At 68.8% G+C, this 22,564-nt stretch carries 20 protein-coding genes; 16 read left to right on the forward strand and 4 right to left on the reverse strand.

From position 1 onward, the window contains the following. Positions 1-190: 190 nt before the first annotated feature. The 3 genes from AK36_RS06160 (at position 191) to ilvD (ending at position 4,906) form a co-directional block, all read left to right on the forward strand. Positions 191-1,783: an aldehyde dehydrogenase (NADP(+)) gene (locus AK36_RS06160; protein WP_045578103.1), complete on the forward strand. Its 1,593-nt coding sequence runs from the start codon at positions 191-193 to the stop codon at positions 1,781-1,783. Continuing rightward, the gene (locus tag AK36_RS06165; RefSeq protein ID WP_045578104.1) at positions 1,776-2,798 is read left to right on the forward strand and encodes an Ldh family oxidoreductase; all 1,023 of its coding nucleotides are present in this window, start codon (positions 1,776-1,778) and stop codon (positions 2,796-2,798) included. Before AK36_RS06160 ends, AK36_RS06165 begins: the two co-directional genes overlap by 8 nt. A 248-nt stretch (positions 2,799-3,046) precedes the next feature. Further along, positions 3,047-4,906: a dihydroxy-acid dehydratase gene (gene ilvD / locus AK36_RS06170; protein ID WP_045578105.1), complete on the forward strand. Its 1,860-nt coding sequence runs from the start codon at positions 3,047-3,049 to the stop codon at positions 4,904-4,906. 153 nt (positions 4,907-5,059) lie between these two features. Here ilvD and AK36_RS06175 read toward each other — a convergent pair whose 3' ends face one another. Next, complete coding sequence (locus AK36_RS06175) at positions 5,060-5,884, reverse strand: SH3 domain-containing protein (protein WP_045578106.1); 825 nt, start codon at positions 5,882-5,884, stop codon at positions 5,060-5,062. Positions 5,885-5,917: 33 nt separating this feature from the next. Beyond that, the gene (locus tag AK36_RS30745) at positions 5,918-6,376 is read right to left on the reverse strand and encodes a hypothetical protein (RefSeq protein ID WP_080938616.1); all 459 of its coding nucleotides are present in this window, start codon (positions 6,374-6,376) and stop codon (positions 5,918-5,920) included. A gap of 311 nt (positions 6,377-6,687) precedes the next feature. Between AK36_RS30745 and AK36_RS06180 the strand changes: the two genes are divergently transcribed. After that, positions 6,688-8,244: a sigma-70 family RNA polymerase sigma factor gene (locus tag AK36_RS06180; RefSeq protein ID WP_045578107.1), complete on the forward strand. Its 1,557-nt coding sequence runs from the start codon at positions 6,688-6,690 to the stop codon at positions 8,242-8,244. A 190-nt stretch (positions 8,245-8,434) separates the two neighbouring features. Then, a complete protein-coding gene (locus AK36_RS06185) occupies positions 8,435-9,313 on the forward strand; it encodes a helix-hairpin-helix domain-containing protein (protein WP_011881982.1) in 879 nt (292 codons plus the stop codon). A 34-nt stretch (positions 9,314-9,347) separates the two neighbouring features. Here AK36_RS06185 and AK36_RS06190 read toward each other — a convergent pair whose 3' ends face one another. Continuing rightward, positions 9,348-9,773, reverse strand: coding sequence for a helix-turn-helix domain-containing protein (locus AK36_RS06190; protein WP_011881981.1), 426 nt, complete (start codon positions 9,771-9,773; stop codon positions 9,348-9,350). Positions 9,774-9,966: 193 nt separating this feature from the next. Continuing rightward, complete coding sequence (locus tag AK36_RS06195) at positions 9,967-11,481, reverse strand: acetyl-CoA hydrolase/transferase family protein (protein WP_011881980.1); 1,515 nt, start codon at positions 11,479-11,481, stop codon at positions 9,967-9,969. A gap of 645 nt (positions 11,482-12,126) precedes the next feature. Between AK36_RS06195 and AK36_RS06200 the strand changes: the two genes are divergently transcribed. From AK36_RS06200 to arsD, 11 genes are all read left to right on the forward strand, one after another. Next, positions 12,127-12,882 carry a CDP-alcohol phosphatidyltransferase family protein gene (locus tag AK36_RS06200; protein ID WP_011881979.1) on the forward strand — a complete coding sequence of 252 codons (756 nt, stop codon included), beginning with the start codon at positions 12,127-12,129 and terminating at the stop codon, positions 12,880-12,882. Then, positions 12,879-13,688, forward strand: a complete 810-nt coding sequence (locus AK36_RS06205; protein WP_034193842.1) for a HalD/BesD family halogenase — start codon at positions 12,879-12,881, stop codon at positions 13,686-13,688. The genes AK36_RS06200 and AK36_RS06205 overlap by 4 nt, the downstream gene beginning before the upstream one ends. Then, positions 13,685-14,686, forward strand: coding sequence for an HpnL family protein (locus AK36_RS06210; protein WP_011881977.1), 1,002 nt, complete (start codon positions 13,685-13,687; stop codon positions 14,684-14,686). Before AK36_RS06205 ends, AK36_RS06210 begins: the two co-directional genes overlap by 4 nt. A gap of 35 nt (positions 14,687-14,721) precedes the next feature. Next, positions 14,722-15,489 carry a phosphocholine cytidylyltransferase family protein gene (locus AK36_RS06215; protein ID WP_011881976.1) on the forward strand — a complete coding sequence of 256 codons (768 nt, stop codon included), beginning with the start codon at positions 14,722-14,724 and terminating at the stop codon, positions 15,487-15,489. Further along, positions 15,486-17,171 carry a phosphoenolpyruvate mutase gene (aepX, locus tag AK36_RS06220; RefSeq protein ID WP_045578108.1) on the forward strand — a complete coding sequence of 562 codons (1,686 nt, stop codon included), beginning with the start codon at positions 15,486-15,488 and terminating at the stop codon, positions 17,169-17,171. Before AK36_RS06215 ends, aepX begins: the two co-directional genes overlap by 4 nt. Next, the gene (aepY, locus tag AK36_RS06225) at positions 17,168-18,349 is read left to right on the forward strand and encodes a phosphonopyruvate decarboxylase (RefSeq protein WP_011881974.1); all 1,182 of its coding nucleotides are present in this window, start codon (positions 17,168-17,170) and stop codon (positions 18,347-18,349) included. The genes aepX and aepY overlap by 4 nt, the downstream gene beginning before the upstream one ends. Further along, positions 18,349-19,413 (forward strand): 2-aminoethylphosphonate aminotransferase, encoded by a 1,065-nt coding sequence (locus tag AK36_RS06230; protein WP_011881973.1) that lies wholly within the window; start codon positions 18,349-18,351, stop codon positions 19,411-19,413. Before aepY ends, AK36_RS06230 begins: the two co-directional genes overlap by 1 nt. A gap of 133 nt (positions 19,414-19,546) precedes the next feature. Further along, the gene (locus tag AK36_RS06235; RefSeq protein ID WP_014725081.1) at positions 19,547-19,870 is read left to right on the forward strand and encodes an ArsR/SmtB family transcription factor; all 324 of its coding nucleotides are present in this window, start codon (positions 19,547-19,549) and stop codon (positions 19,868-19,870) included. Positions 19,871-19,992: 122 nt separating this feature from the next. Continuing rightward, positions 19,993-20,490: an arsenate reductase ArsC gene (locus tag AK36_RS06240; RefSeq protein WP_011881971.1), complete on the forward strand. Its 498-nt coding sequence runs from the start codon at positions 19,993-19,995 to the stop codon at positions 20,488-20,490. A 23-nt stretch (positions 20,491-20,513) separates the two neighbouring features. Further along, positions 20,514-21,593 (forward strand): ACR3 family arsenite efflux transporter, encoded by a 1,080-nt coding sequence (gene arsB, locus AK36_RS06245; protein ID WP_014725082.1) that lies wholly within the window; start codon positions 20,514-20,516, stop codon positions 21,591-21,593. A gap of 120 nt (positions 21,594-21,713) precedes the next feature. After that, positions 21,714-22,559 (forward strand): arsenite efflux transporter metallochaperone ArsD, encoded by an 846-nt coding sequence (gene arsD, locus AK36_RS34640; RefSeq protein WP_014725084.1) that lies wholly within the window; start codon positions 21,714-21,716, stop codon positions 22,557-22,559. Positions 22,560-22,564: the final 5 nt, after the last annotated feature.

Below are 22,564 nucleotides of genomic sequence, written 5' to 3' on the forward strand. Positions count from 1 at the left end.
GCTCGCGCATCCGTACGACACGGCGGTCGTCGCGGCAGTCGCGCTCGTCCTCCATTACTGGGGCGCCCGCACCGGCATCCGTGCCGACGAGCTGCAGCTCGACGACGACGAAGGCGGACGCCCCGCTTTCCGCTCCCTTCCACTCCGGCCGCACGCAGTGCGCGCGGCGCCGCATTTTCCAAGGAACCCCATGCAACTCACAGGCCAGCTCCTGATCGGCCAGACGGCCGTCGCCGGACGGAACGGCACCTTTCACGCGATCGCCGCCGCGACCGGCGAGCCGCTCGCGCCCGCATTCGGCGGCGCGAGCCCGCACGACCTCGACACGGCCTGTGCGCTCGCCGACGCCGCCTTCGACACCTATCGCGACACGCATCCCGAGCAACGCGCCGCGTTTCTCGAGGCGATCGGCCGCAACATCGTCGCGCTCGGCGACGAGCTGATCGAACGCTGCGTCGTCGAAACCGGGCTGCCGCGCGCGCGCATCGAAGGCGAGCGCGGCCGCACGGTCGGCCAGCTCGCGCTGTTCGCGGCGCTGCTGCGTGACGGCGCTTACATCGATGCGCGCATCGACCCCGCGCGCCCCGAGCGCAAGCCGCTGCCGCGCGTGGACCTACGGCTGCGCAACGTCGCGATCGGCCCGGTGGCCGTGTTCGGCGCGTCGAACTTCCCGCTCGCGTTCTCGGTGGCGGGCGGCGACACCGCGTCGGCGCTGGCCGCCGGCTGCCCGGTGATCGTCAAGGCGCACTCGGCGCATCCGGGCACGTCCGAGCTCGTCGGCCGCGCGATCCAGCAGGCCGTGCGCGACTGCACGCTGCCGGCCGGCGTGTTCTCGCTGCTGTTCGACGCGTCGCGCGAGATCGGTCAGGCGCTCGTCGCCGACGCGCGCATCAAGGCGGTCGGCTTTACCGGCTCGCGCGGCGGCGGCGTCGCGCTGATGCACATCGCGGCCGTGCGCCACGAGCCGATTCCCGTCTATGCGGAAATGAGCTCGATCAACCCGGTGCTGCTGTGCCCGGCCGCGCTCGCCGAACGCCACGATGCGATCGCGGCGCAGTTCGTCGCGTCGCTCACGCTCGGCGCCGGCCAGTTCTGCACGAACCCCGGCCTGGTGCTCGCGATCGACGGCCCGGCCCTGCGTGCGTTCGAGGGCGCGGCGGTCACCGCCATCCAGGCGAGCGCGGCGCAGACGATGCTGACGCCGCACATGCATGCGAGCTATACGCGCGGCGTGATCGCGCAGCGTGCGCACGGCGCGGTCGAGCTGCTTGCCGAAGGCGCCGAGGGCGGCCGCTACCAGGCGCGCGCCGCGCTGTTCGCGACGTCGGCCGACGCGTTCGTCGCGCACCCCGAATTGCGCAATGAAGTGTTCGGCCCCGCGTCGCTGATCGTGCGCTGCCCGGACGCCGATACGCTGCATCGCGTGCTGAAGTCGCTCGAAGGCCAGTTGACGATCGCCGCGCACCTCGCCGCCGACGACGCGCCGCTGTTCGCCGCGCTGCGCCCGACGCTCGAGCGCAAGGCCGGCCGCATTCTGGTCAACGGCTTCGGCACGGGCGTCGAGGTCGGCCACGCGATGGTGCACGGCGGCCCGTTCCCGGCGACGTCCGACACGCGCACCACGTCGGTCGGCGCACGCGCGATCGAGCGGTTCCTGCGGCCGGTGTCGTACCAGGACGTGCCCGACGCACTGCTGCCCGACGCGCTCCGCGACGGCAACCCGCTGAACGTGCCGCAACGCATCGACGGCGTGCCGGCGCTGCGGGCAGCGCGCGATGTCTGAGCCGCGCGCCGACGTCGTGCTGGCGCTCGACGACGTCCATGCACTCGCGCTGCGGGTGCTGATGCACCACGGGATGTCGCTTGCACACGCGCATGCGATCGCCGACGTCATCACGCAGGGCCAGCGCGACGAGTGCCACTCGCACGGCGTGTATCGGCTGCTCGTGTGCGTGCGCACGCTGAAGAAAGGCAAGGTCGATCCACGCGCCGTGCCGACGCTGCGACGCCTGTCGTCGTCGATCGTCGCGCTCGACGCGCATCGCGGCTTCTCGCTGCTGAGCTTCAAGACGGGGCTGCCGGTGCTCGTCGGGATGGCGAAGCAACACGGCATCGCGGCGATGGCGATCAACAACTGCTACCACTTCTCGGCGCTGTGGCCCGAAGTCGAAGCGATCGCCGCCGAGGGGCTGGCCGGCATCGCGATGAACCCGAGCCACAGCTGGGTCGCGCCGGAAGGCGGCCGCGAACCGGTGTTCGGCACGAATCCGATCGCGTTCGCTTGGCCGCGCCCGGGCGGACTGCCGTTCGTGTTCGACTTCGCGACCAGCGCGATCGCGCGCGGCGACATCGAGCTGCACGCGAAACGGGGCGACGCGATCCCGCCGCACTGGGCGATCGACGCCGACGGCCGGCCGACCACCGATCCGCACGCCGCCCTGCGGGGCGCAATGCGCACGTTCGGCGGGCACAAGGGCTCGGCGCTCGCGGCGATGGTCGAGCTGCTCGGCGGCGCGCTGATCGGCGACCTGACGAGTCAGGAGTCGCTGGCGTTCGACGGCGGCGTCGGCGCCACGCCGTGCCACGGCGAGCTCGTGGTCGCGTTCGACCCGAAGGTGTTCCTCGGCGACGACCTCGACGCGGGTCTCGCGCGCGGCGAACGGCTGTTCGACGCGATCACCGCGCAAGGGGCGCGACTGCCGTCGCAGCGGCGCTTCGACGCCCGTGCGCGCAGCATCGCGCACGGCGTGCGGATTCCGCGGGCGCTGTACGACGAGATTCTCGCGCTGGTCGAGTGAGGCGTGGCGGTGCGGGCCGGCCTACACGGCCTGCCCTGCGCGCCGCGGCCCGCGGCCGCTCATCGCCGATGGAATGGCCAAACCCGGTGCCCCACCACCCGCTCCCACCGCCGGCGCACGCCCGGCGGCTGTGGGATAATTGCCCCGTTTGCCCAGGGCGCAGCTCAAGAGGTTGTTCGCACGGGCGCGAGAGAGGCCTTTATTCCCGTGCCTCCACCCTTTTCCGCGATATTTCTTCAGCCATCACAATGCCCACATACCGCTCCAAAACCTCCACCGCCGGCCGCAACATGGCGGGCGCGCGCTCGCTGTGGCGCGCCACCGGCATGAAAGACGACGATTTCTCGAAGCCGATCATCGCGGTCGTCAATTCGTTCACGCAATTCGTGCCCGGGCACGTCCACCTGAAGGATCTCGGCCAGCTGGTCGCGCGCGAGATCGAGGCTGCCGGCGGCGTCGCGAAGGAATTCAACACGATCGCCGTCGACGACGGCATCGCGATGGGCCACGACGGGATGCTGTACTCGCTGCCGAGCCGCGACATCATCGCCGACTCGGTCGAGTACATGGTGAACGCGCACTGCGCGGACGCAATGGTCTGCATCTCGAACTGCGACAAGATCACGCCGGGGATGCTGATGGCCGCGATGCGCCTGAACATCCCGGTGATCTTCGTGTCGGGCGGGCCGATGGAAGCCGGCAAGACGCGCCTCGCGAACCCGGTCACCAAGACCATCGAGCTGAAGAAGCTCGACCTCGTCGACGCGATGGTGATCGCAGCCGACCAGTCGTACTCCGACGCCGACGTCGCCGAAGTCGAACGCTCGGCATGCCCGACCTGCGGTTCGTGCTCGGGCATGTTCACCGCGAACTCGATGAACTGCCTGACCGAAGCGCTCGGCCTGTCGCTGCCCGGCAACGGCACGGTGGTCGCGACGCACGCCGATCGCGAGCAGCTGTTCAAGCGCGCCGGCCGCCGGATCGTCGAGCTGACCCGCCAGTACTACGAACAGGACGACGTGCGCGTGCTGCCGCGCTCGGTCGGCTTCAACGCGTTCGAGAACGCGATGACGCTCGACATCGCGATGGGCGGCTCGACCAACACGATCCTGCACCTGCTCGCGATCGCGCGCGAAGCCGGCATCGACTTCACGATGAAGGACATCGACCGCCTGTCGCGCGTCGTGCCGCAGCTGTGCAAGGTCGCGCCGAACACGAACAAGTACCACATCGAAGACGTCCATCGCGCGGGCGGCATCATGGCGATCCTCGGCGAGCTCGACCGTGCGGGCCGGCTGCACACCGACGTGCCGACGGTCCACGCGCCGACGCTGAAAGATGCGCTCGACCAGTGGGACATCGTCCGTACGCAGGACGAAGCGGTGCGCAAGTTCTACCTGGCCGGCCCGGCCGGGGTCCCGACGCAGATCGCGTTCAGCCAGGACACGCGCTGGCCCAGCCTCGACCTCGACCGCGCCGAGGGCTGCATCCGCTCGTACGAGCACGCGTTCTCGAAGGAAGGCGGCCTCGCCGTGCTGACCGGCAACATCGCGCTCGACGGCTGCGTGGTGAAGACGGCCGGCGTCGACGAGAGCATTCTCGTGTTCGAGGGCTCCGCGCACGTGACCGAGTCGCAGGACGAAGCGGTCGAGAACATCCTGAACGACAAGGTCAAGGCCGGCGACGTGGTGATCGTGCGCTACGAAGGCCCGAAGGGCGGCCCCGGCATGCAGGAAATGCTGTACCCGACGAGCTACATCAAGTCGAAGGGCCTCGGCAAGGCATGCGCGCTGCTGACCGATGGCCGCTTCTCGGGCGGCACGTCCGGGCTGTCGATCGGCCATTGCTCGCCGGAGGCGGCCGCGGGCGGCGCGATCGGCCTCGTGCGCGACGGCGACCGCATCCGCATCGACATCCCGAACCGCACGATCGACGTGCTGGTGTCGGATGAAGAACTCGCGCGCCGCCGCGAAGAGCAGAACGCGAAGGGCTGGAAGCCGGCGCAGCCGCGTCCGCGCAAGGTGTCGGCGGCGCTGAAGGCCTATGCGAAGCTCGTGATGTCGGCGGACAAGGGCGCGGTTCGCGACCTGTCGCTGCTCGACGACTGACCGTCGCCTTAGAGGCCGGGAACGGGCCGAGACGGGCTCGTTCCCGGCTTCTACCCGAGCCCCACCCGCAGCCCACCGGCCGGATCGGCAAGCTGCCCAAGCCGCTCTTCGGAGCGGCTTTTTTTCGTCCCGCGCCAACGCGGGCGCCGCGTGTCAGCGGCGAAACTCGTCGTTGCCGACGCCGCCACCGTGGCCGCCGCCGGCATTTCCGCCACCTTGCGACCGGCCGCCGTAACCGCCGCCACCGGGGTTTCCCTGCGGCGGCAGCATGCGCGGCCCGCCGCCCGGCCCGGGCGCCGGGCGCACGACGGCTGGACCGGGCCCGGGTGGCGGCGCCGGGTGCGGTGCGGCTGCCGGGCCCGGTTGCGGCGCCGCGTGCGGTACCGGCGCCGGCTGGGGCATCGCCTGCGGGGCCGGCATGCGGTTCGGTCCACCCCAGCCGCCGCGCGTGGCCGACGGCCGCGTATCGTGCTGCGACGGCGGAGCGCCGCCGGGCGCGCGCTGGATCGGGCCGCCCGGCTGCGGGTGTCCCTGTCCCGGCGGGAGCCCTCCCGGACCGATGCGCGGCTCGGCGCGACGCTCCCAGCGATCGCGATCGTGGAACCACGGGCGATTGCGGTAATAGCGGTCCCAGTACGCGCCGATCGCGAACCCGGTGACCGGTACGCCGACGATCGCGCCGTATTCGATCAGCGGCACGTAGTAGCCCTGGTAGGGATAGTCGAGCTGCTCCGCGTCGATCCAGCCGCGCACGCCAGGCAGCGCGACGTCGCACCACGAGTAGTCGCTCAGACAGCCGAACACGTCCACCGCGGTGCCGGGCGGAAGTTGCGCGACCACCGGATAGTCGGGTGCCGGCCCGGCATAGAGCGCCGCGACCGAGTTCGTGTAGGCGCTGCTTTGCGCGGCGGCGATGCCCGGCGCCGCGGCGATGCCGAACAGGACGACGCACAGACTTCGGATGATCGTTTTGCTCATGGTGCTCTCCCGCGCGGTTCAGCCGCGCGTCCTTCAGTGTCGATGGCCGCCGTGGTGTCCGCCGCCCCAGTGCCCGCCGCCGCCCCAGTATCCGCGGAAACCGAAGCCGATCGAGATGGGCGGCCCGTACCAGCCGGGGTAGTACGCCGGATAGTACGCGGGGTAATAGACCGGATACGGCACGTAGGCCGGCGCGACATAAACGGGGGGCGGCGCGTAGGTGTAATCAGGCGGCGGCTCGGCTGGAGCTGGAGCTGGAGCCGGAACCTGGGCTTGGGCCCGAGCAGGCGCCCGAGCGGGGGCCGGCGTCGGCGCCGGTGCAGCCGCGGACGCCCCGCTCGCCGGCGCGACGGGAAGCTCGCGCTGCGACAGCAGTGCGGGCGCCGGTGCGTAATACGGTGCATAACCGTACGGCCCCGTGTAATAGCAACCACTCAGCGCAAGCATGACCAACGCCATCGCAGGTCGCTTCGCAGCGGAAAGGGAAATCATCGAATGCTCCGTACGAAATCGGCGCGCCGCCGCGCGGCGCGCGCCTGTGTCTAGCTTACGTCCCCTACATATTTCTGCGGGTTTGATCGGTGACTTTTTGTTTCGCCGCATGAATCGGGCCGATGCGGCCCCACAGGCACGCCGCCTGCTTGCGCGTCTGCCGCGCCGACATTGAAGTTGGCGCGATCGCCCTCACGTTGGATATCGAGTCAGGCTGGCCGGCGCGGACGGGCGTTCGCGGCCCCCGGCGACCTGAAACCCGCGGACCTTTGGCCCGCCCATACAGGAGCGCGGCTCACGCCGCTATCGACATGACCCTGCCACGCCCCACGCTTCGGGCGGACACGCCCCTCGATCCGATCATCCAGCTGCTCGCGCGCGCCGGCGAGCAGGGATATCTGACGCACGCCGACCTCGTCGACGCGCTGCCGCCCGACAGCGACAGCGCCGATGCGCTGGAAGTCGTGCGCGCCGCGCTCGCGGACATCGGCATCGACGTGCTCGACGAGCCGGCCGCGCCCGCGCCGTTCGCCGGCACGACGCCGGTCGACGTCGATCGCGACACGCTCGACGAGAGCCGCGCGCTGCTCGGCGACCTCGCCCGCGGCGCAAGTGCGTCGACCGATCCGATGGCGCTCTACATGCGGCGTATCCATGCGGTGCCGCTGCTCAAGCGCGAGGACGAAATCGTGCTCGCGCGCGAAATCGAAACGGGCCGCCATCAGATCCTGCACGCGCTCGCCGGCTACCCGCCGGCGGTCGATGCGCTGCTGGCGCGCCACGGCGCGGCGAGCGCGACGGACGCGGCCGGCGACGAAGACGACGACACGCCGAACGACGAATCGCGCGCGCGGGCATCCGCACGCCGGGACGCGTTGCGCGACGCGCTCGCGACGCTGCGCGGCGCGCTGCACGCGCAGGGCTGCCGTTCGGCCGAATACCGCGACGCGCGCAACCGCGTGGCCGCGCTGCTCGGCGAGCTTGGCTGGGCCGTCCCGGCCGTCGACGACGCGAGCCGCGTCGTCGATGCACTGGCGCGCGCGCCCGCCAACGCGGCCGGCGATGCCGGCACCGACGCGGCGTGCTTCGATGCGCCCGCGCGGCGCGCGCTCGGCGCCGCGCTGCGCGACGGCCAGCAGAAACTGGGCGACGGCACGCGCGCGATGCTGGAAGCGAACCTGCGGCTCGTGCTGTCGATCGCGCGCAAGTACGTGAATCGCGGCGTCGATCTGCCCGACCTCGTGCAGGACGGCTGCCTCGGCCTGATGCGCGCGATCGAGAAGTTCGAATACCGGCGCGGCTTCAAGTTCTCGACCTACGCGACCTGGTGGATTCGGCAGGCGGTCGCGCGCGCGGTGGCCGACCGCTCGCGCACGATCCGCGTGCCGGTGCACGTCGGCGACCAGTCGCAGCGCGTGCAGCGGCATGCGCTGCGCTTCCGCCAACGCCACGGCCGCCGCGCGACGCCGGCCGAACTGGCCGCCGACACCGGCCTCGCCGAGGACAAGCTGCGCGCGTTGCTCGCGCTGCCTGCCGAGCCGCTGTCGCTCGATACGCCGCTGCCGGACGCGGAAACCGGCCTCGTCGACCTGATCGAGGACCAGACCTCGGCGAGCCCGTTCGAACGGCTGGCGAACACGCGCATGCGGGAATGCGTGAGCTCGCTGCTGCGCTCGGTCACGCCGACCGAGGCCGACGTGCTGCGTCGCCGGTTCGGCCTCGGGGGCGCCGAGCCCGACACCTACGACGCCATTGCGCAGGACGCCGGAATGTCGCGCGAGCGCGTGCGGCAGATCGAGAAGCGCGCGCTCGCGACGTTGCGCACGGCCGCGCAGGCGGAAGGCGCGCAGTCGTTCCTCGACGCATAAGCGGCCACGCGCGACGCGCCGCACACCGGTGCGAATGCGCGCGTGTGGGCTGCCGCACGCCCGCAACGTTCGCCGTTGATGCGCGTCAATTTCCATCCGTCACGGGCCGCGACAATGTGCTGAAATGAAGCGTGCTGCGGCGCATTGCGCGCCGCGTCCATCCCGTTTGCGCTTGCCCCGGTCCCGCGCCATGGAAACGACCATCAGCCACACCGACGAGGAAAACCGGCAGATCGCCGACCATCTGCGCGAGGCCGCGCAGTTGCTTGCCGACCAGGGAGCGAATCCGTATCGGGTGGCCGCCTACCGCGCGTCCGCCGATACGATCGAATCGCTCGACGAAGCGCTGCGCGCGCGGTTCGACGCGGGCGGCGTGGATGCGCTGGGCGCGCTGCCGGCAGTCGGCGCAGGCGTCGCGCAGGCGATCGCCGAACTGCTGGTGAGCGGCCGCTGGCGTCTGCTCGACCGGTTGCGCGGCGACGCCGAGCGCGTGTCCGCGTTCGAGGCCGTGCCGGGCATCGGCCACGGGCTCGCGCTGCGCATTCACGACCAGTTGCAGATCGATACGCTCGAGGAGCTGGAGCGCGCCGCGCGCAGCGGCCAGCTCGAAGCGATCGCGGGCGTCGGCCCGCGACGTGCGGCCGGCATCCGCGCCGCGCTCGACGACGTGTTGAGCCGCCGCCGACGCTGGCAAGGCCATGCGCGCGACGCCGGCCTCGGCACCGAGCCGCCGGTCGAACTGCTGCTGTATATCGATCGCCTGTACCGCAACAAGGCGGCCGCCGGCATGCTGCCGACCCTCGTGCCGCGCCGCCTGAACGCGGACGTCAGCGTGTCGCCGCCCGTGATGCACATGACGAAGGGCGGCTGGCATTTCACCGCACTGGCCGCGTGCCCTGCCCGCGCGCAGGAACCGTCCGCGACCGCCGATTGGGTCGCGCTCTATTTCTACGATGCAACGCAACGCGAACAGTTGCGCACCGTCGTCACCGGGACGCTCGGCGCGCTCGCCGGCAAGCGGGTCGTGCGAGGACGCGAGATGGAATGCCGCGTGTACCACGCGGGATGACGGGCCGTACGGCGTTCTAGCCCGTTCTGGCTCGTCAAGGGCTATCCGGTTTCGTCCGGCGCGCCGGGGCGCGATGCGCGGCGATGCGCAGCAGCTTGCGAAACGACGGACATTCGAGATGGCTCGGCGCCGGACAGGCGGCTGCATGTCGCAGCGCGTCGCGCACCGAGCCGAGGCGGCGGATCGTACGGTCGAGTTCGTCGGCCTTGCGCTCGAGCGTCGCGCGGTCGATCGCCGGTCGGCCGTCCGCGCCGAACATCGCCAGCATGTCATCGAGCGAGAAACCGGCTTCCCGGCCGAGCGCGATCAATGCGAGACGCTCCAGCACCGACGCGTCGTACTGACGCCGCAGCCCATGCCGTCCGCTCGGCACGATCAAGCCCTTTTCCTCGTAGTAGCGCAGCGTCGAGGCGGGGAGCCCCGAGCGGCGCGCGACCTCGGCGATATCCAGACGATTCATGCTTGGCCTCGAGTGAACTTGAAGCCGCAAGATAGTCGCTCGACCGTTCCGATACAAGCGCGACGCGTGCGTGCCGCCGCAGGGGTTGCGGCGTGATTGGAGCCGCCCGCCGCGCATGCAGCGCGGAAGCGACAAATTAACGGCGCGGCGGGGGCGCACGCGCGGCGCACGCCCCACTCCGCGCCGGTCAGGCTCAGACCTTCATCGAGCCGGTGCGCACGAAGCGCTCGTGCCACGACAGCGACTCGGCGAGCAGATGCGGCGTGTGCTTGCCGAAGCTCTCGCGCGACGCGCGCTCGAAGTAGTCCTCGAGCATCGGCCGGTAATCCGGGTGCGCGCAGTTCGCGATGATCTTGCGCGCGCGCTGCTTCGGCGACAGGCCGCGCAGATCGGCGAGGCCCTGCTCGGTGACGACCACCGCGACGTCGTGCTCGGTATGATCGACGTGGCTCGCCATCGGCACGATCCGCGAGATCGCGCCGCCCTTCGCGGTACTGGCCGACATGAAGCACGACAGATAGCCGTTGCGCGCGAAGTCGCCCGAGCCGCCGATGCCGTTCTGGATCTTCGTACCCATCACGTGCGTCGAGTTCACGTTGCCGTAGATGTCGGCTTCGATCATCCCGTTCATCGCGATGCAGCCGAGGCGGCGCACGAGTTCCGGATGGTTGCTGATCTCCTGCGGACGCAGCAGGATCTTTTCGCGGAACGTCGCGATCTCGTCGGCGAAACGCTGCACGGCCGGCGGGCTCAGCGACAGCGCGGTGGCCGACGCGAAGCTCAGCGTGCCGTCGTCGAGCAGGTCGAGCATGCCGTCCTGGATCACCTCGGTGTACGCGGTGAGGTTCGAGAAGCCGGCCGTGCTCAGTTCGGCGAGCACCGCGTTGGTGATGTTGCCGACGCCCGACTGCAGCGGCAGCAGGTTTTCCGGCAGCCGGCCGCGCTTCACTTCATGACGCAGGAAGTCGATCAGTTGCGTCGCGATCTGCTTCGACGTGGCGTCCGGTGCGGAGAACGCGTTGCTGCGATCGGGCGCGTCGGTTTCGACGATCGCGACGATCTTCTCGGCCGGGCAGCGCAGGTACGGTTCGCCGATGCGGTCGTCGCTCTTCGTGAGCGGAATCGGCTTGCGGTGCGGCGGCAGCGCGGTGCCGTAATAGACGTCGTGCATCCCGTCCAGGCCGAGCGGCTGGCGCGAGTTGACTTCGAGGATCACGTGCTTGGCTTGCTCCAGCCACGTCTTGTTGTTGCCGATCGACGCGGACGGAATCAGCAGGCCGTCCTCGCGGATGCCCGCGACTTCGACGATCGCGACGTCGAGATCGCCGTACAGGCCGAACCATGCGTACTGGGCGACGTGGCTCAGGTGGACGTCCTGGTAATCGACTTCGCCGTTGTTGATCTTGTCGCGCAGCGTCGGGTCGGACTGGTACGGCAGACGCATCGAGATGCCGTCGGTGCGGGCGAGCGCGCCGTCGAGTTCAGGCGCGGTCGACGCGCCCGTCAGCACGTTGATCCGGAACGTTTCGCCGCGGGCGTGGGCCGCCTCGATGTGCGCGGCGAGCGCGGCCGGCACGGCCTTCGGATAGCCGGAGCCGGTGAAGCCGCTCATCGCGACGGTCATGCCGGGACGGATCATCGCGGCGGCTTCGTCGGCGGTGCGGACGAGCGAACGCAAAGCGGGAGCAAGGATGCGTGAAGAAGACATGGCTATATATCTGAAGCTTCTGGTCTGTCGTTGACGTCGCGGGGGGTGTCTCCTGAGCGACGCGAAGCCCTTGGGGCCGCGAGGGCGGCCCGGCACCACGGGCACGGTCCGAGTATCGCAGACGCCGTCGTCGCGAAATGTCAGCCCGAATGAAAAAGATTCTTGCCGGATGCGCCTGATATCGAACGGCACTTCTGTGTCAGTCGGTCGTAATTCGACCGAATGCGACAGAAAGGCATTAGAAAGAAAACGGCCATTCTCGCCCGGACAGCTTACGAAATGCTGAACGTCGACCGAGCGAAAACCGTCCGGATCCGGCGTCGGCAACCGGGCAATCCGCGCACGCCGAGCGCTTCGCGAATCGCTGCTGCGAATTGTCGCGCGGCGCCCCATCCCGACCCGTGACCGAGATCAAAGCCGCACGCCCGCGCGGATCCGCGCCGAGCGCCGCTGCGCGGCCCGCCGGCCCTTGACGGCGGCGCCCGGCGAACCCCGCTGGAACCGGTACGATCCGCAGGCGGGAACGTCAATTCACGGGCCCGGATTACAACTGGCCAACACCCGGAATACTCCATAACACAGGCACATGTCAGGACATTGGTCCAAGGAAAAGCAACAAATTACAATTCCGTATATATTTCGCCGATGGACCAAAGAAAAACCGCCAACCGTTCCGAGCCCCCCCTGCCCCGCACCTGGGATGCGCGGCTCGCGCGCGCGCTCGTCCGACCGCTGATCGACACGCCCGTTACCCCCAACCACCTCACCACCCTGCGCCTGCTGATCGGCGTCGCGGGCGCGTGGTGCCTCGCGCAAGGCGGCTTCGGCTGGATCAACGCCGGCGCGCTGCTGATCGTGCTGTCCAACTTCGTCGACCATACCGATGGCGAGCTCGCCCGCATCAGCGGCAAGTCGAGCAAGATCGGTCACTTTTACGACCTCGCCGCCGATGCGCTCGTCACGGTCGCGCTGTTCGTGAGCATGGGCGTCGGCGTCGTCGCACAGGGCGGCCAGATGATCGCGTCGCCGGTGCTGCTGGGCGCCGCGGCCGGCGCGGCCGTCGCGCTGATCTTCTTCCTGCGGATGCGGATCGAATCGATCGCCGGCAAGGCAGGCACCAAACAGGCATTCGCGGGCGGCTTCGAGACCGAAGACGTCCTCTACCTGCTGCCGCTCGTCACGCTCGTCGACGGCGTGCAGCCGTTCCTGCTCGCGGCGTCGATCGGCGCGCCGCTGTTCGCCGCATGGGTCGTGATCGATTGGTGGCGCGTCGTGCGCCGCGACGGCGCCGCGCAATCGAACGCCGCGCCGCAGGTCTTCATGTCCCCGTCGAGCGGCCGCGCACGCAGCGACAGGCCGGGCGGCACTCAAAATCAAACTGAAATCCAGGCTTCCAAATGACTTCTAGCACGCGCGACGACTCCGTGCTGAGCCCGGCACGCCCCGCGCCTGCGCGCGCGGCGGCGGCCGATCCCGATCGCACCGTGGCCGACTGCGTCGGCCGTCTCGACGTCGATCGCCTGCGCGGCGACTACACGCGCCAGGGATCGTTCCTGTATCTGGACAGCTTCCTGCCGCCCGACGCGCACGCGAAACTCGCGGCCGCCGCACGCGCGATGCAGGCCGGCCTGAACCGCAATTACCTGCCCGGCCACAAGCAGGGCGGCAGCGTGAGCCGGCACACGATCGACGAACAGGCGCCGTACATCGCCGAGCTGTACCGCTCGAAGGCGCTGATCGGCTTCCTCGAGAAAATCACCGGCGACAAGCTGATGCTGTCGCCGGACGACGATCCGCACGCTTACGCGCTGTACTACTACACGAAGCCGGGCGACCACATCGGCTGGCACTACGACACGTCGTACTACGACGGCCGCCGCTACACGCTGCTGTTCGGCGTGATCGACGATTCGACGTGCCGGCTCGACTACGAACTGCACACCCGCAACCCGGACGTGCCCGACGAAGCGGGCTCCGTGCAGATCGCCGACGGCGGCATCGTGCTGTTCGACGGCGACAAGCTGCGCCATCGCGTCACCCCGCTCGGCCAGAACGAGATGCGCGTGTCCCTCACGTTCGAATACGTGACCAATCCCGGCATGCGGCCGTGGAAGCGCTTCGTCTCGAACATGAAGGACGCGATCGCCTATTTCGGCTTCCGCCAGGTGTTCAAGCAGCTGGCGACGCGACGCGCGACCGGGTCATGACACGCGCTGGCCTGATCCTGCTGTCCGTCGGAACGGCATTGTTCGTCGCGCTGCTCGCGTGGCAAGGCGTCGGCGCGGTCGCGTCGACGTTCCTCGCGGCCGGCTGGGGCCTCGCGCTCGTCGCGGCGTTCCACGTCGTGCCGCTCGTGATCGACGCGCTGGCGATCTCGGCGATGTTCCGCCGCGGCCAGCCCGGCGCCGCGCTCGGCAACGCGCTGCGCGCGCGCTGGGTCGGCGAATCGGTGAACAGCCTGCTGCCGGCCGGTCAGATCGGCGGCCCCGTGCTGATGGTGCGCTACCTCGCGCAGCGCGGCACGCGGATGGCCGACGCGGCCGCCACGGTCACCGTCAGCACGACGATGCAGGCGCTCGCGCAGATGGCGTTCGCGTTGATCGGCATCGCCGCGTTCAGCGCGTATGCGACGCACGAATCGGTCACGCACCTGCGCACGCCGGCGCTGATCGCCACCGGCGTGCTCGGCGCGCTCGCCGTCGCGTTCTACGCGGCGCAGCGGCGCGGGCTGTTCGGCCGCGGCATGCGTCTCGCGTCGAAGCTGCTCGGCCCACGCGACTGGTCGTCGCTCGCGACGCGCGCCGACGCGATCGACCACGCGGTCGGCGCGCTGTACCGCGATCGCGCGAAGGTCGCGAAGACCTTCGCACTGAGCCTCGTCGGCTGGATCGTCGGCACCGCCGAGGTGTGGCTCGCGCTGCACTTCCTCGGCCACCCGGTCAGCTGGCTCGACGCACTGCTGCTCGAGAGCGTCGGCCAGGCGATCCGCGGCGCCGCGTTCGCGATTCCCGGCTCGCTCGGCGCGCAGGAAGGCGGTTATCTGCTGCTCGCGCCGCTGGTCGGACTGCCGCCCGACGCGGCGCTCGCGCTGTCGCTCGCGAAGCGCGCGCGCGAACTCGCGCTCGGCCTGCCCGGCCTGCTCTATCTGCATTTCAGTGAAAGAAACTGGCAACGGCGCCATGCGCCGCAGCCGCTCGCCGACTGATCGTTCAGATCGCCGGCTTTTTGGTTGGAGAACCCATGCGAGCCATCATTCTTGCGGCAGGCCTCGGCTTGCGCCTGCAACAACCACCCGAGGCGCAATTTCCGAAATGCCTGCTGCGCTTCGACGACGTGTCGCTGCTCGAGCGCCATCTGCGCGTGCTCGACGCCGCGGGCGTCGATGAAATCGTGCTCGGGCTCGGCTTCCAGGCCGCGAAGGTCGAACAGGAATTGAAGCGCCTCGGCCGCAGCGCCGAGATCGTGCTGAACGAGCGCTACGACCTCGGCAGCGTGCTGACCGTGCACACCGTCGCCGACGCGATGACGCGCGGCGGCGACGTGCTGCTGATGGACGCCGACGTGCTGTACGACGAGAACATCCTGCACGCGCTGGTGGCGAACGCGGACCGCCCGGTCGATCGCCTGCTGATCGATCGCGACTTCGAGGCCGGCGACGAGCCCGTCAAGCTGTGCCTGAAGAACGGCGTGCCGGTGGAACTGCGCAAACAGCTCGCAGTCGATCTCGACTACGACACGATCGGCGAATCGGTCGGCTTCTTCCGCTTCACCGAGGCCACCGCGCGCCGCCTCGCGACGATCGTCGCCGGCTACGTCGACAGCGGCCGCGCGAACCTGCCGCACGAGGAAGCCGTCCGCGATCTGCTGCTCGAGGGCGGCCATTCGTTCGACGTCGCCGACGTCACCGGCATGCCGTGGATCGAGATCGACTTCCCGAACGACGTCGCACGCGCGACCCAAGACATCCTTCCCCTGATCCAACGCACGACCGCAGGAGCCGCACGATGAACGCACGCGAACCCAACTTCTCCGAATCGCGCAGCGCGCGACTGCGCCGCATGCTGGTCAGCGACCAGCTCGAGTTCCTGATGGAAGCGCACAACGGCCTGTCGGCACGGATCGTCCGCGAAGCCGGCTTCAAGGGGATCTGGGCGTCGGGCCTCGCGATCTCCGCGCAATTCGGCGTGCGCGACAACAACGAGGCGAGCTGGACCCAGGTCGTCGACGTGCTCGAGTTCATGGCCGACGCGAGCGACCTGCCGATCCTGCTCGACGGCGACACCGGCTACGGCAACTTCAACAACGTGCGCCGCCTCGTGAAGAAGCTCGAGCAGCGCGGCATCGCCGGCGTGTGCATCGAGGACAAGCAGTTCCCGAAGACCAACAGCTTCATCGACGGCGAGCGCCAGCCGCTCGCCGAGATCGAAGAATTCTGCGGCAAGATCAAGGCCGGCAAGGATTCGCAGAGCGACCCCGACTTCTCGATCGTCGCGCGCGTCGAGGCGCTGATCGCCGGCTGGGGGATGGACGAGGCGCTGCGCCGCGCGAACGCGTATGCCGAAGCCGGCGCCGACGCGATCCTGATCCACAGCAAGCTGTCGCGCCCCGACGAGATTCTGCAGTTCGCGCGCGAATGGAGCGGCAAAGCCCCGCTCGTGATCGTGCCGACCAAGTACTACAGCACGCCGACCGACGTGTTCCGCCAGGCCGGCATCAGCACCGTGATCTGGGCGAACCATCTGATCCGCGCGTCGGCCTCCGCGATGCAGGCCGTCGCACGCGAGATCCACGAGAACGAAACGCTGATCAACGTCGAGGACCGCGTCGCGTCGGTCAACGAGATCTTCCGCCTGCAGGACGCCGACGAATACTCGGCGGCCGAGCGCATCTACCTGTCGTCGTCGTCGCGTGCGTCGAACGCCGCGATCGTGCTCGCCGCGAGCCGCGGCAAGGGGCTCGAGGCCGTCACCGAGGACAAGCCCAAGGTCATGCTGCCGGTCGCCGGCAAGCCGCTGCTGCGCTGGCTCGTCGACGGCTTCAAGAAGCATGGCGTGAACGACATCACCGTGGTCGGCGGCTATCGCGCCGACGCGATCGACACGTCGGGCATCAAGCTGGTCGTGAACGAGCGCCATGCGCAGACGGGCGAGCTCGCGTCGCTCGCATGCGCGGCCGAACGCCTGACCGGCGACACCGTGATCTCGTACGGCGACCTGCTGTTCCGCAGCTACATCCTGCGCGACCTCGCGGAGAGCGAGGCGGAGTTCAGCGTCGTCGTCGATTCGTCGCTGACCGAAACCAACCAGAGCGTGCGCGACTTCGCGCTGTGCTCGGCGGCCGACGATCGCGGGCTGTTCGGCCAGAAGACGTATCTGCAACGCGTGTCGAGCGACGTTGCCGCCGGCGCGCCGCACGGCCGCTGGATCGGCTTGCTGAACGTGCGCGGCGCGGGCGTCGAGCGGCTGAAGGCGATGCTCGCAACGCTGCAGGCGCGCGCCGACTTCGACACGCTCGACATCCCGTCGCTGCTCAACGAGCTGATCGCCGCCGGCGAGAAGATCGAAGTGCAGTACGTGCACGGCCACTGGCGCGGCGTCAACGATCTCGAAGACTTCCGTCGCGCGGGCGACTTCGCGCACGGCCAGACGCCGCTGTCGGAGCCGGGCACCGCCAACGGAGGCGCGCAATGATCGAAGCGGCGCAGTTCGTCGAGGCCGCGCGCGAGCGCGGGTTCGACTGGTACGCGGGCGTGCCGTGCTCCTACCTGACGCCGTTCATCAACTACGTGCTGCAGGATCCGACGCTGCATTACCTGTCGGCGGCCAACGAAGGCGACGCGGTCGCACTGATCGCCGGCGCGACGCTCGGCGGCAAGCGCGGCATCGCAATGATGCAGAACTCGGGCCTCGGCAACGCCGTGAGCCCGCTCACGTCGTTGACGTGGACGTTCCGGCTGCCGCAGCTGCTGATCGTCACGTGGCGCGGCCAGCCGGGCGTGCCCGACGAGCCGCAGCATGCGCTGATGGGGCCGATCACGCCGGCGATGCTCGACACCATGGAGATCCCGTGGGAGACGTTCCCGACCGACCCCGAACAGGTCGGCCCGGCGCTCGACCGCGCGGTCGCGCACATGGACGCGACGGGCCGTCCGTACGCGCTCGTGATGCAGAAAGGCAGCGTCGCGTCGTATGAGTTGAAGGCGAACCCGGCGGCCGCGCCGCGCGCGCACGTCGCCGCGCAGTCGGGCGCGCGCGCCGCATCGCCGGCCGCGTGGCCGACGCGCCACGACGCGTTGCAGCGCGTGATCGCGCATACGCCGGTCGATTCGACCGTCGTGCTCGCGTCGACCGGCTTCTGCGGCCGCGAGCTGTATGCGATCGACGATCGGCCGAACCAGCTGTACATGGTCGGCTCGATGGGCTGCGTGACGCCGCTCGCGCTCGGTCTTGCGCTCGCGCGCCCGGACCTGCGCGTGGTGGCCGTCGACGGCGACGGCGCCGCGCTGATGCGCATGGGCGTGTTCGCGACGCTCGGCACCTATGGGCCGTCGAACCTCACGCACGTGCTGCTCGACAACGGCGCGCACGAATCGACGGGCGGTCAGGCGACCGTCTCGCAGCATGTGTCGTTCGCGGGCGTGGCTGCCGCGTGCGGTTACGCGTCGGCCGTCGAGGGCGACACGCTCGACGTGCTCGATGCGACGCTCGCGGCGCAGGCCGACGGCGCACAGTTCGTACGGGTCGCGATCCGCACCGGTGTGCCCGACGGGCTGCCCCGCCCGACCGTCACGCCAGTCGAAGTGAAGACGCGCCTGATGCGGCATATCGGCGCCGCACGGACCGAAGCCCACGTTGAAGGAGCCCATTGATGCTGCTGCTCAATCCCGGCCCGGTCACGCTCAGCGAACGCGTGCGCCGCAGCCTGCTGCAACCGGACCTGTGCCATCGCGAAAGCGAATTCTTCGATCTGCAGGACGAGGCGCGCGCGCGGCTCGTCGCCGCGTATGAGCTCGATCCGGCCGAATGGGCCGCCGTGCTGATGACCGGCTCGGGCACCGCCGCCGTCGAAAGCATGATCGCGGCGCTCGTGCCGCAGGACGGCAAGCTGCTCGTGATCGAGAACGGCGTATATGGCGAGCGCATCACGCAGATCGCGACGCAGTACGGGATCGCGCACGACGTGCTGAAGCACGAATGGATGCAGGCGCCCGATGTCGCGGAAGTCGCCGCGCGGCTCGACGCGGGCGGCTATTCGCACGTCGCGGTGATTCATCATGAGACGACGACGGGCCGGTTGAACGATCTCGGTGCGATCGCCGACGTGTGCCGTGCCCGCGGCGTGAGGATGCTCGTCGATGGCGTGAGCAGCTTCGGCGCCGAGGCGATCGACTTCGGCGGCGGCGTGATCGATGCCGTTGCCGCGACCGCGAACAAGTGCCTGCACGGCGTGCCCGGTGCCGCGTTCGTGATCGTGCGTCGCAGCGCGCTCACGAAGGCCGCGAGCCGGACTTACTATCTCGATCTCGGCCGGCTGGCGAAGCTGCAGGATCAGCGCAATACGCCGTTTACGCCTTCGGTGCATGCGTATTACGCGCTCGTCGAAGCGTTGCGCGAGTTCGACGAAGCCGGCGGCTGGCGCGCGCGGCATGCGCGTTACAAGGCGCTCGCCGATCAGGTTCAGGCCGGGCTCGCCGCACGAGGGATGCCGCTGGTGTTGCCTGACGGTGAATCGTCGGTCGTGTTGCGTGCGTACCGGTTGCCGCAGGGCGTGGCGTATGAAGCGCTGCACGACGGGTTGAAGGCGCGCGGGTTCGTCATCTATGCCGGGCAAGGCGGGTTGTCGAAGGAGCTGTTCCGCATCTCGACGATGGGCGCGATCGAGGCCGCGGATGTCGAGCGGTTGCTGGAGGGGTTTACGGCGTTGACGCGGTGAGTGGTGGTTGCAGGTTGCGTCAAGGAAAAGGCCCGTGAGGGCCTTTTTTGTTGGGTAGTCGATCTTGAACGAATCGAGCAGACCGGACAAACACCTTGTTGCTCCCGCCCATCATTTCGACTATATTCGAAATATGGAAAACAAAGATGCTGTCCGCGCTTTCGCCGCGCTTGCTCACGAGCTGCGCCTGAACGTATTCAGGATGCTCGTCGTCGCAGGCCCGGCCGGATTGACGCCCGGCGCCATCGCGGCGCAACTCGACATTCCCAACGCCACCCTCTCGTTCCATCTGAAGGAATTGACGAACGCGGCGCTCGTCACGCAGGAGCGCGATGGCCGCAGCCTGATCTACCGAGCTGCCTTCGAGCAGATGAACGCGCTGCTCGGCTTTCTCACCGAGAACTGTTGCCGCGGCGAGCCGTGCGTCGCCGCGGCCGCCGATTCCTGCAAGTGCTGAAGGATCACGTTCATGAGACGGTTTTACATTCGCGCCGACATCCGCGCTCCGGCGGCCAGCGTCGCGGCAGCTCTGCGCCAACCCAACTTGTGCGCGACATCAGCAAGCGATAAGGCACGCCCGTGACGACGACCAACGTACTCATTCTCTGCACCCACAATTCCGCGCGCAGCGTGCTCGCCGAGGGCATGCTGAACCACTGGGCGCAGAAGCTCGGCAAGGATGTGCGCGCATATAGCGCCGGCAGCGCACCGAGCGGCCGGGTCAACCCGTTCGCGCTCGAAGCGCTCGCGAACGCGGGCGTCGATACGCGCGACTATCGCAGCAAAAGCTGGGACGAATTCGCAGCCGACGACGCACCGCGCATGCGCATCGTCATCACGGTGTGCGACAGCGCAGCCGCGGAACAATGTCCGTTCTGGCCGGGCGCTCCGGTCAAGGTCCACTGGGGCTATGCCGATCCGTCGAATGCGCCGGGCGGCGATGACGGCAAGCGGCAGGCGTTCGAACTCACGCGCGAGGCCATCGGCTATCGCATGCTGCAATTGCTCGCCCTTCCGCTCGACCGTCTGAGCGATGCCGAACTCCTGCACGCGCTCGACGGCATCCTGAAAAGCTGAGCGCTCCTTTTGCGAATCGCCCCATGACCGCTACCGACCTTACCGCTTCGAACAAGCCGCCCGCGAAGCCGCCCATCGGCTTCTTCGAGCGCTACCTCACCGTCTGGGTCGCGCTCTGCATCGTCGCCGGCGTCCTGGCCGGCCAGTTTTTCCCTGCGATGTTCCAGACGATTGGCCGCATGCAGTACGCGCAGGTCAATCTGCCCGTGGGCCTGCTGATCTGGGTGATGATCATCCCGATGCTCGTGAAGGTCGACTTCGGATCGTTGCACGAGGTACGCCAGCACCTCAAGGGCATCGGCGTCACGCTGGTGGTGAACTGGCTCGTCAAACCCTTTTCGATGGCGTTGCTCGGCTGGCTGTTCATCAAGCACCTGTTCGCTCCGATGCTGCCTGCAGCGCAACTCGACAGTTACGTTGCGGGCCTCATCCTGCTGGCCGCCGCGCCCTGCACGGCGATGGTGTTCGTCTGGAGCCGGCTGACCGGCGGCGATCCGCTGTTCACGCTGTCGCAGGTGGCGCTCAACGACAGCATCATGGTGGTGGCCTTCGCGCCGCTTGTCGGCCTGTTGCTCGGCATCTCGGCCATCACGGTGCCCTGGGCGACGCTCTTCACTTCGGTCGTGCTCTATATCGTGATCCCGGTAGCCGTGGCGCAGTTGCTTCGCAAGGCGCTGCTCGCAAGAGGACAGGCAGCATTCGACGCAGCCATCGCGAAGATCGGCCCCTGGTCCATCACGGCGCTGCTCGCGACGCTCGTCCTGCTGTTCGCGTTCCAGGGCGCGGCCATCCTCGACCAGCCGCTCGTGATCGCGCTGCTCGCAGTACCGATCCTGATTCAGGTGTTCTTCAACTCGGCGCTCGCGTACTGGCTCAATCGCGCGGTGGGTGAAAAGCACAACGTGGCGTGCCCGTCCGCGCTGATCGGCGCATCCAATTTCTTCGAGCTGGCGGTCGCGGCGGCCATCAGCCTGTTCGGCTTCAATTCGGGCGCGGCGCTGGCCACCGTGGTGGGCGTGCTCATCGAAGTGCCGGTCATGCTGCTCGTGGTCCGTATCGTCAACCGGACGAAGGACTGGTACGAGCGGGGTGATAGATGCTGAAGCGGTCGAACATGAGAGGCGTCAGCCGCTATCGATGTCAGGACTGCGCGGCACGATCGCGAGCGATGCATCGCCATTCCGCATACGAATCATCACGACACACTTGAAGGAGCGGCGGTCATGAGCACACCTGTGGACGAAATTCGCCGGGCAGTCGCCACGGACTTCGACCGCATCGTCGCGTTGCTGAACCTGTGCGGGCTGCCGGCCAGCGATCTCACACCACAGAGCCTCGACGGCTTCCATGTCGCCATACTCGCCGGTGAGATCGTCGGAGTGGCAGGACTGGAACAATCCGGCGATGCGGCCCTGTTGCGCTCGGTCGCAGTTCGGCCGGAAATGCGCCAATCCGGCCTGGGGAGCCGCCTCATCGACGCCTCCATTGCGCTAGCGCAAACGCGATCGCTGCGCGCGCTCTACCTTATTCCGAACGATGAACCTGCGCTCGCGTTCTTTGTGCGGCGCGGCTTCACGCAGATCGAGCGACGCCACCTTCCCGAGGCGATTCGCGGTCTGCCCGAATTCACGCACCTGTGCCCACAGACGCATCCGTGCCTGTGGAAAGCGCTGAATTTCGATTGCCTTGAGGAAAGTGCCATGAAGAAGCTCGAAGTGTTCGATCCGGCGATGTGTTGCTCGACGGGCGTTTGCGGTGTGGACGTCGACCCGGTGCTGGCGCAATTCGCCGCCGATCTGAAGTGGGTCGAGGCGCACGGCGTGACCGTGGCCCGCTACAACCTGGGTCAGCAGCCGCAGGCATTCGCCGCCAACGCGGCGGTGGTCAAGGAAATGGAAGCGGGTATGGAGCGGCTGCCGATCCTCGCGATCGACGGCCACATCGTATCGACCGGCATGTATCCGTCCCGCCAGCAGCTTGCGCAGAAGCTGGGCATCGCGCTGACGACGGCGGACAAGCCTCATGTCAAGGCCGGCAGTTGCTGCTCGCCCGGCTCCGGCTGCTGCTAGGGAGC

The organism is Burkholderia vietnamiensis LMG 10929 (genome assembly GCF_000959445.1).
GTDB classification, from domain to species: domain Bacteria; phylum Pseudomonadota; class Gammaproteobacteria; order Burkholderiales; family Burkholderiaceae; genus Burkholderia; species Burkholderia vietnamiensis.

Bases quoted from the DNA above. Each gene is read 5' to 3' on its own strand.
- AK36_RS06160 (WP_045578103.1), top strand. From the start codon at position 191: ATGCAACTCACAGGCCAGCTCCTGATCGGCCAGACGGCCGTCGCCGGA.
- AK36_RS06165 (WP_045578104.1), top strand. From the start codon at position 1,776: ATGTCTGAGCCGCGCGCCGACGTCGTGCTGGCGCTCGACGACGTCCAT.
- ilvD (WP_045578105.1), top strand. From the start codon at position 3,047: ATGCCCACATACCGCTCCAAAACCTCCACCGCCGGCCGCAACATGGCG.
- AK36_RS06175 (WP_045578106.1), bottom strand. From the start codon at position 5,884: ATGAGCAAAACGATCATCCGAAGTCTGTGCGTCGTCCTGTTCGGCATC.
- AK36_RS30745 (WP_080938616.1), bottom strand. From the start codon at position 6,376: ATGATTTCCCTTTCCGCTGCGAAGCGACCTGCGATGGCGTTGGTCATG.
- AK36_RS06180 (WP_045578107.1), top strand. From the start codon at position 6,688: ATGACCCTGCCACGCCCCACGCTTCGGGCGGACACGCCCCTCGATCCG.
- AK36_RS06185 (WP_011881982.1), top strand. From the start codon at position 8,435: ATGGAAACGACCATCAGCCACACCGACGAGGAAAACCGGCAGATCGCC.
- AK36_RS06190 (WP_011881981.1), bottom strand. From the start codon at position 9,773: ATGAATCGTCTGGATATCGCCGAGGTCGCGCGCCGCTCGGGGCTCCCC.
- AK36_RS06195 (WP_011881980.1), bottom strand. From the start codon at position 11,481: ATGTCTTCTTCACGCATCCTTGCTCCCGCTTTGCGTTCGCTCGTCCGC.
- AK36_RS06200 (WP_011881979.1), top strand. From the start codon at position 12,127: ATGGACCAAAGAAAAACCGCCAACCGTTCCGAGCCCCCCCTGCCCCGC.
- AK36_RS06205 (WP_034193842.1), top strand. From the start codon at position 12,879: ATGACTTCTAGCACGCGCGACGACTCCGTGCTGAGCCCGGCACGCCCC.
- AK36_RS06210 (WP_011881977.1), top strand. From the start codon at position 13,685: ATGACACGCGCTGGCCTGATCCTGCTGTCCGTCGGAACGGCATTGTTC.
- AK36_RS06215 (WP_011881976.1), top strand. From the start codon at position 14,722: ATGCGAGCCATCATTCTTGCGGCAGGCCTCGGCTTGCGCCTGCAACAA.
- aepX (WP_045578108.1), top strand. From the start codon at position 15,486: ATGAACGCACGCGAACCCAACTTCTCCGAATCGCGCAGCGCGCGACTG.
- aepY (WP_011881974.1), top strand. From the start codon at position 17,168: ATGATCGAAGCGGCGCAGTTCGTCGAGGCCGCGCGCGAGCGCGGGTTC.
- AK36_RS06230 (WP_011881973.1), top strand. From the start codon at position 18,349: ATGCTGCTGCTCAATCCCGGCCCGGTCACGCTCAGCGAACGCGTGCGC.
- AK36_RS06235 (WP_014725081.1), top strand. From the start codon at position 19,547: ATGGAAAACAAAGATGCTGTCCGCGCTTTCGCCGCGCTTGCTCACGAG.
- arsB (WP_014725082.1), top strand. From the start codon at position 20,514: ATGACCGCTACCGACCTTACCGCTTCGAACAAGCCGCCCGCGAAGCCG.
- arsD (WP_014725084.1), top strand. From the start codon at position 21,714: ATGAGCACACCTGTGGACGAAATTCGCCGGGCAGTCGCCACGGACTTC.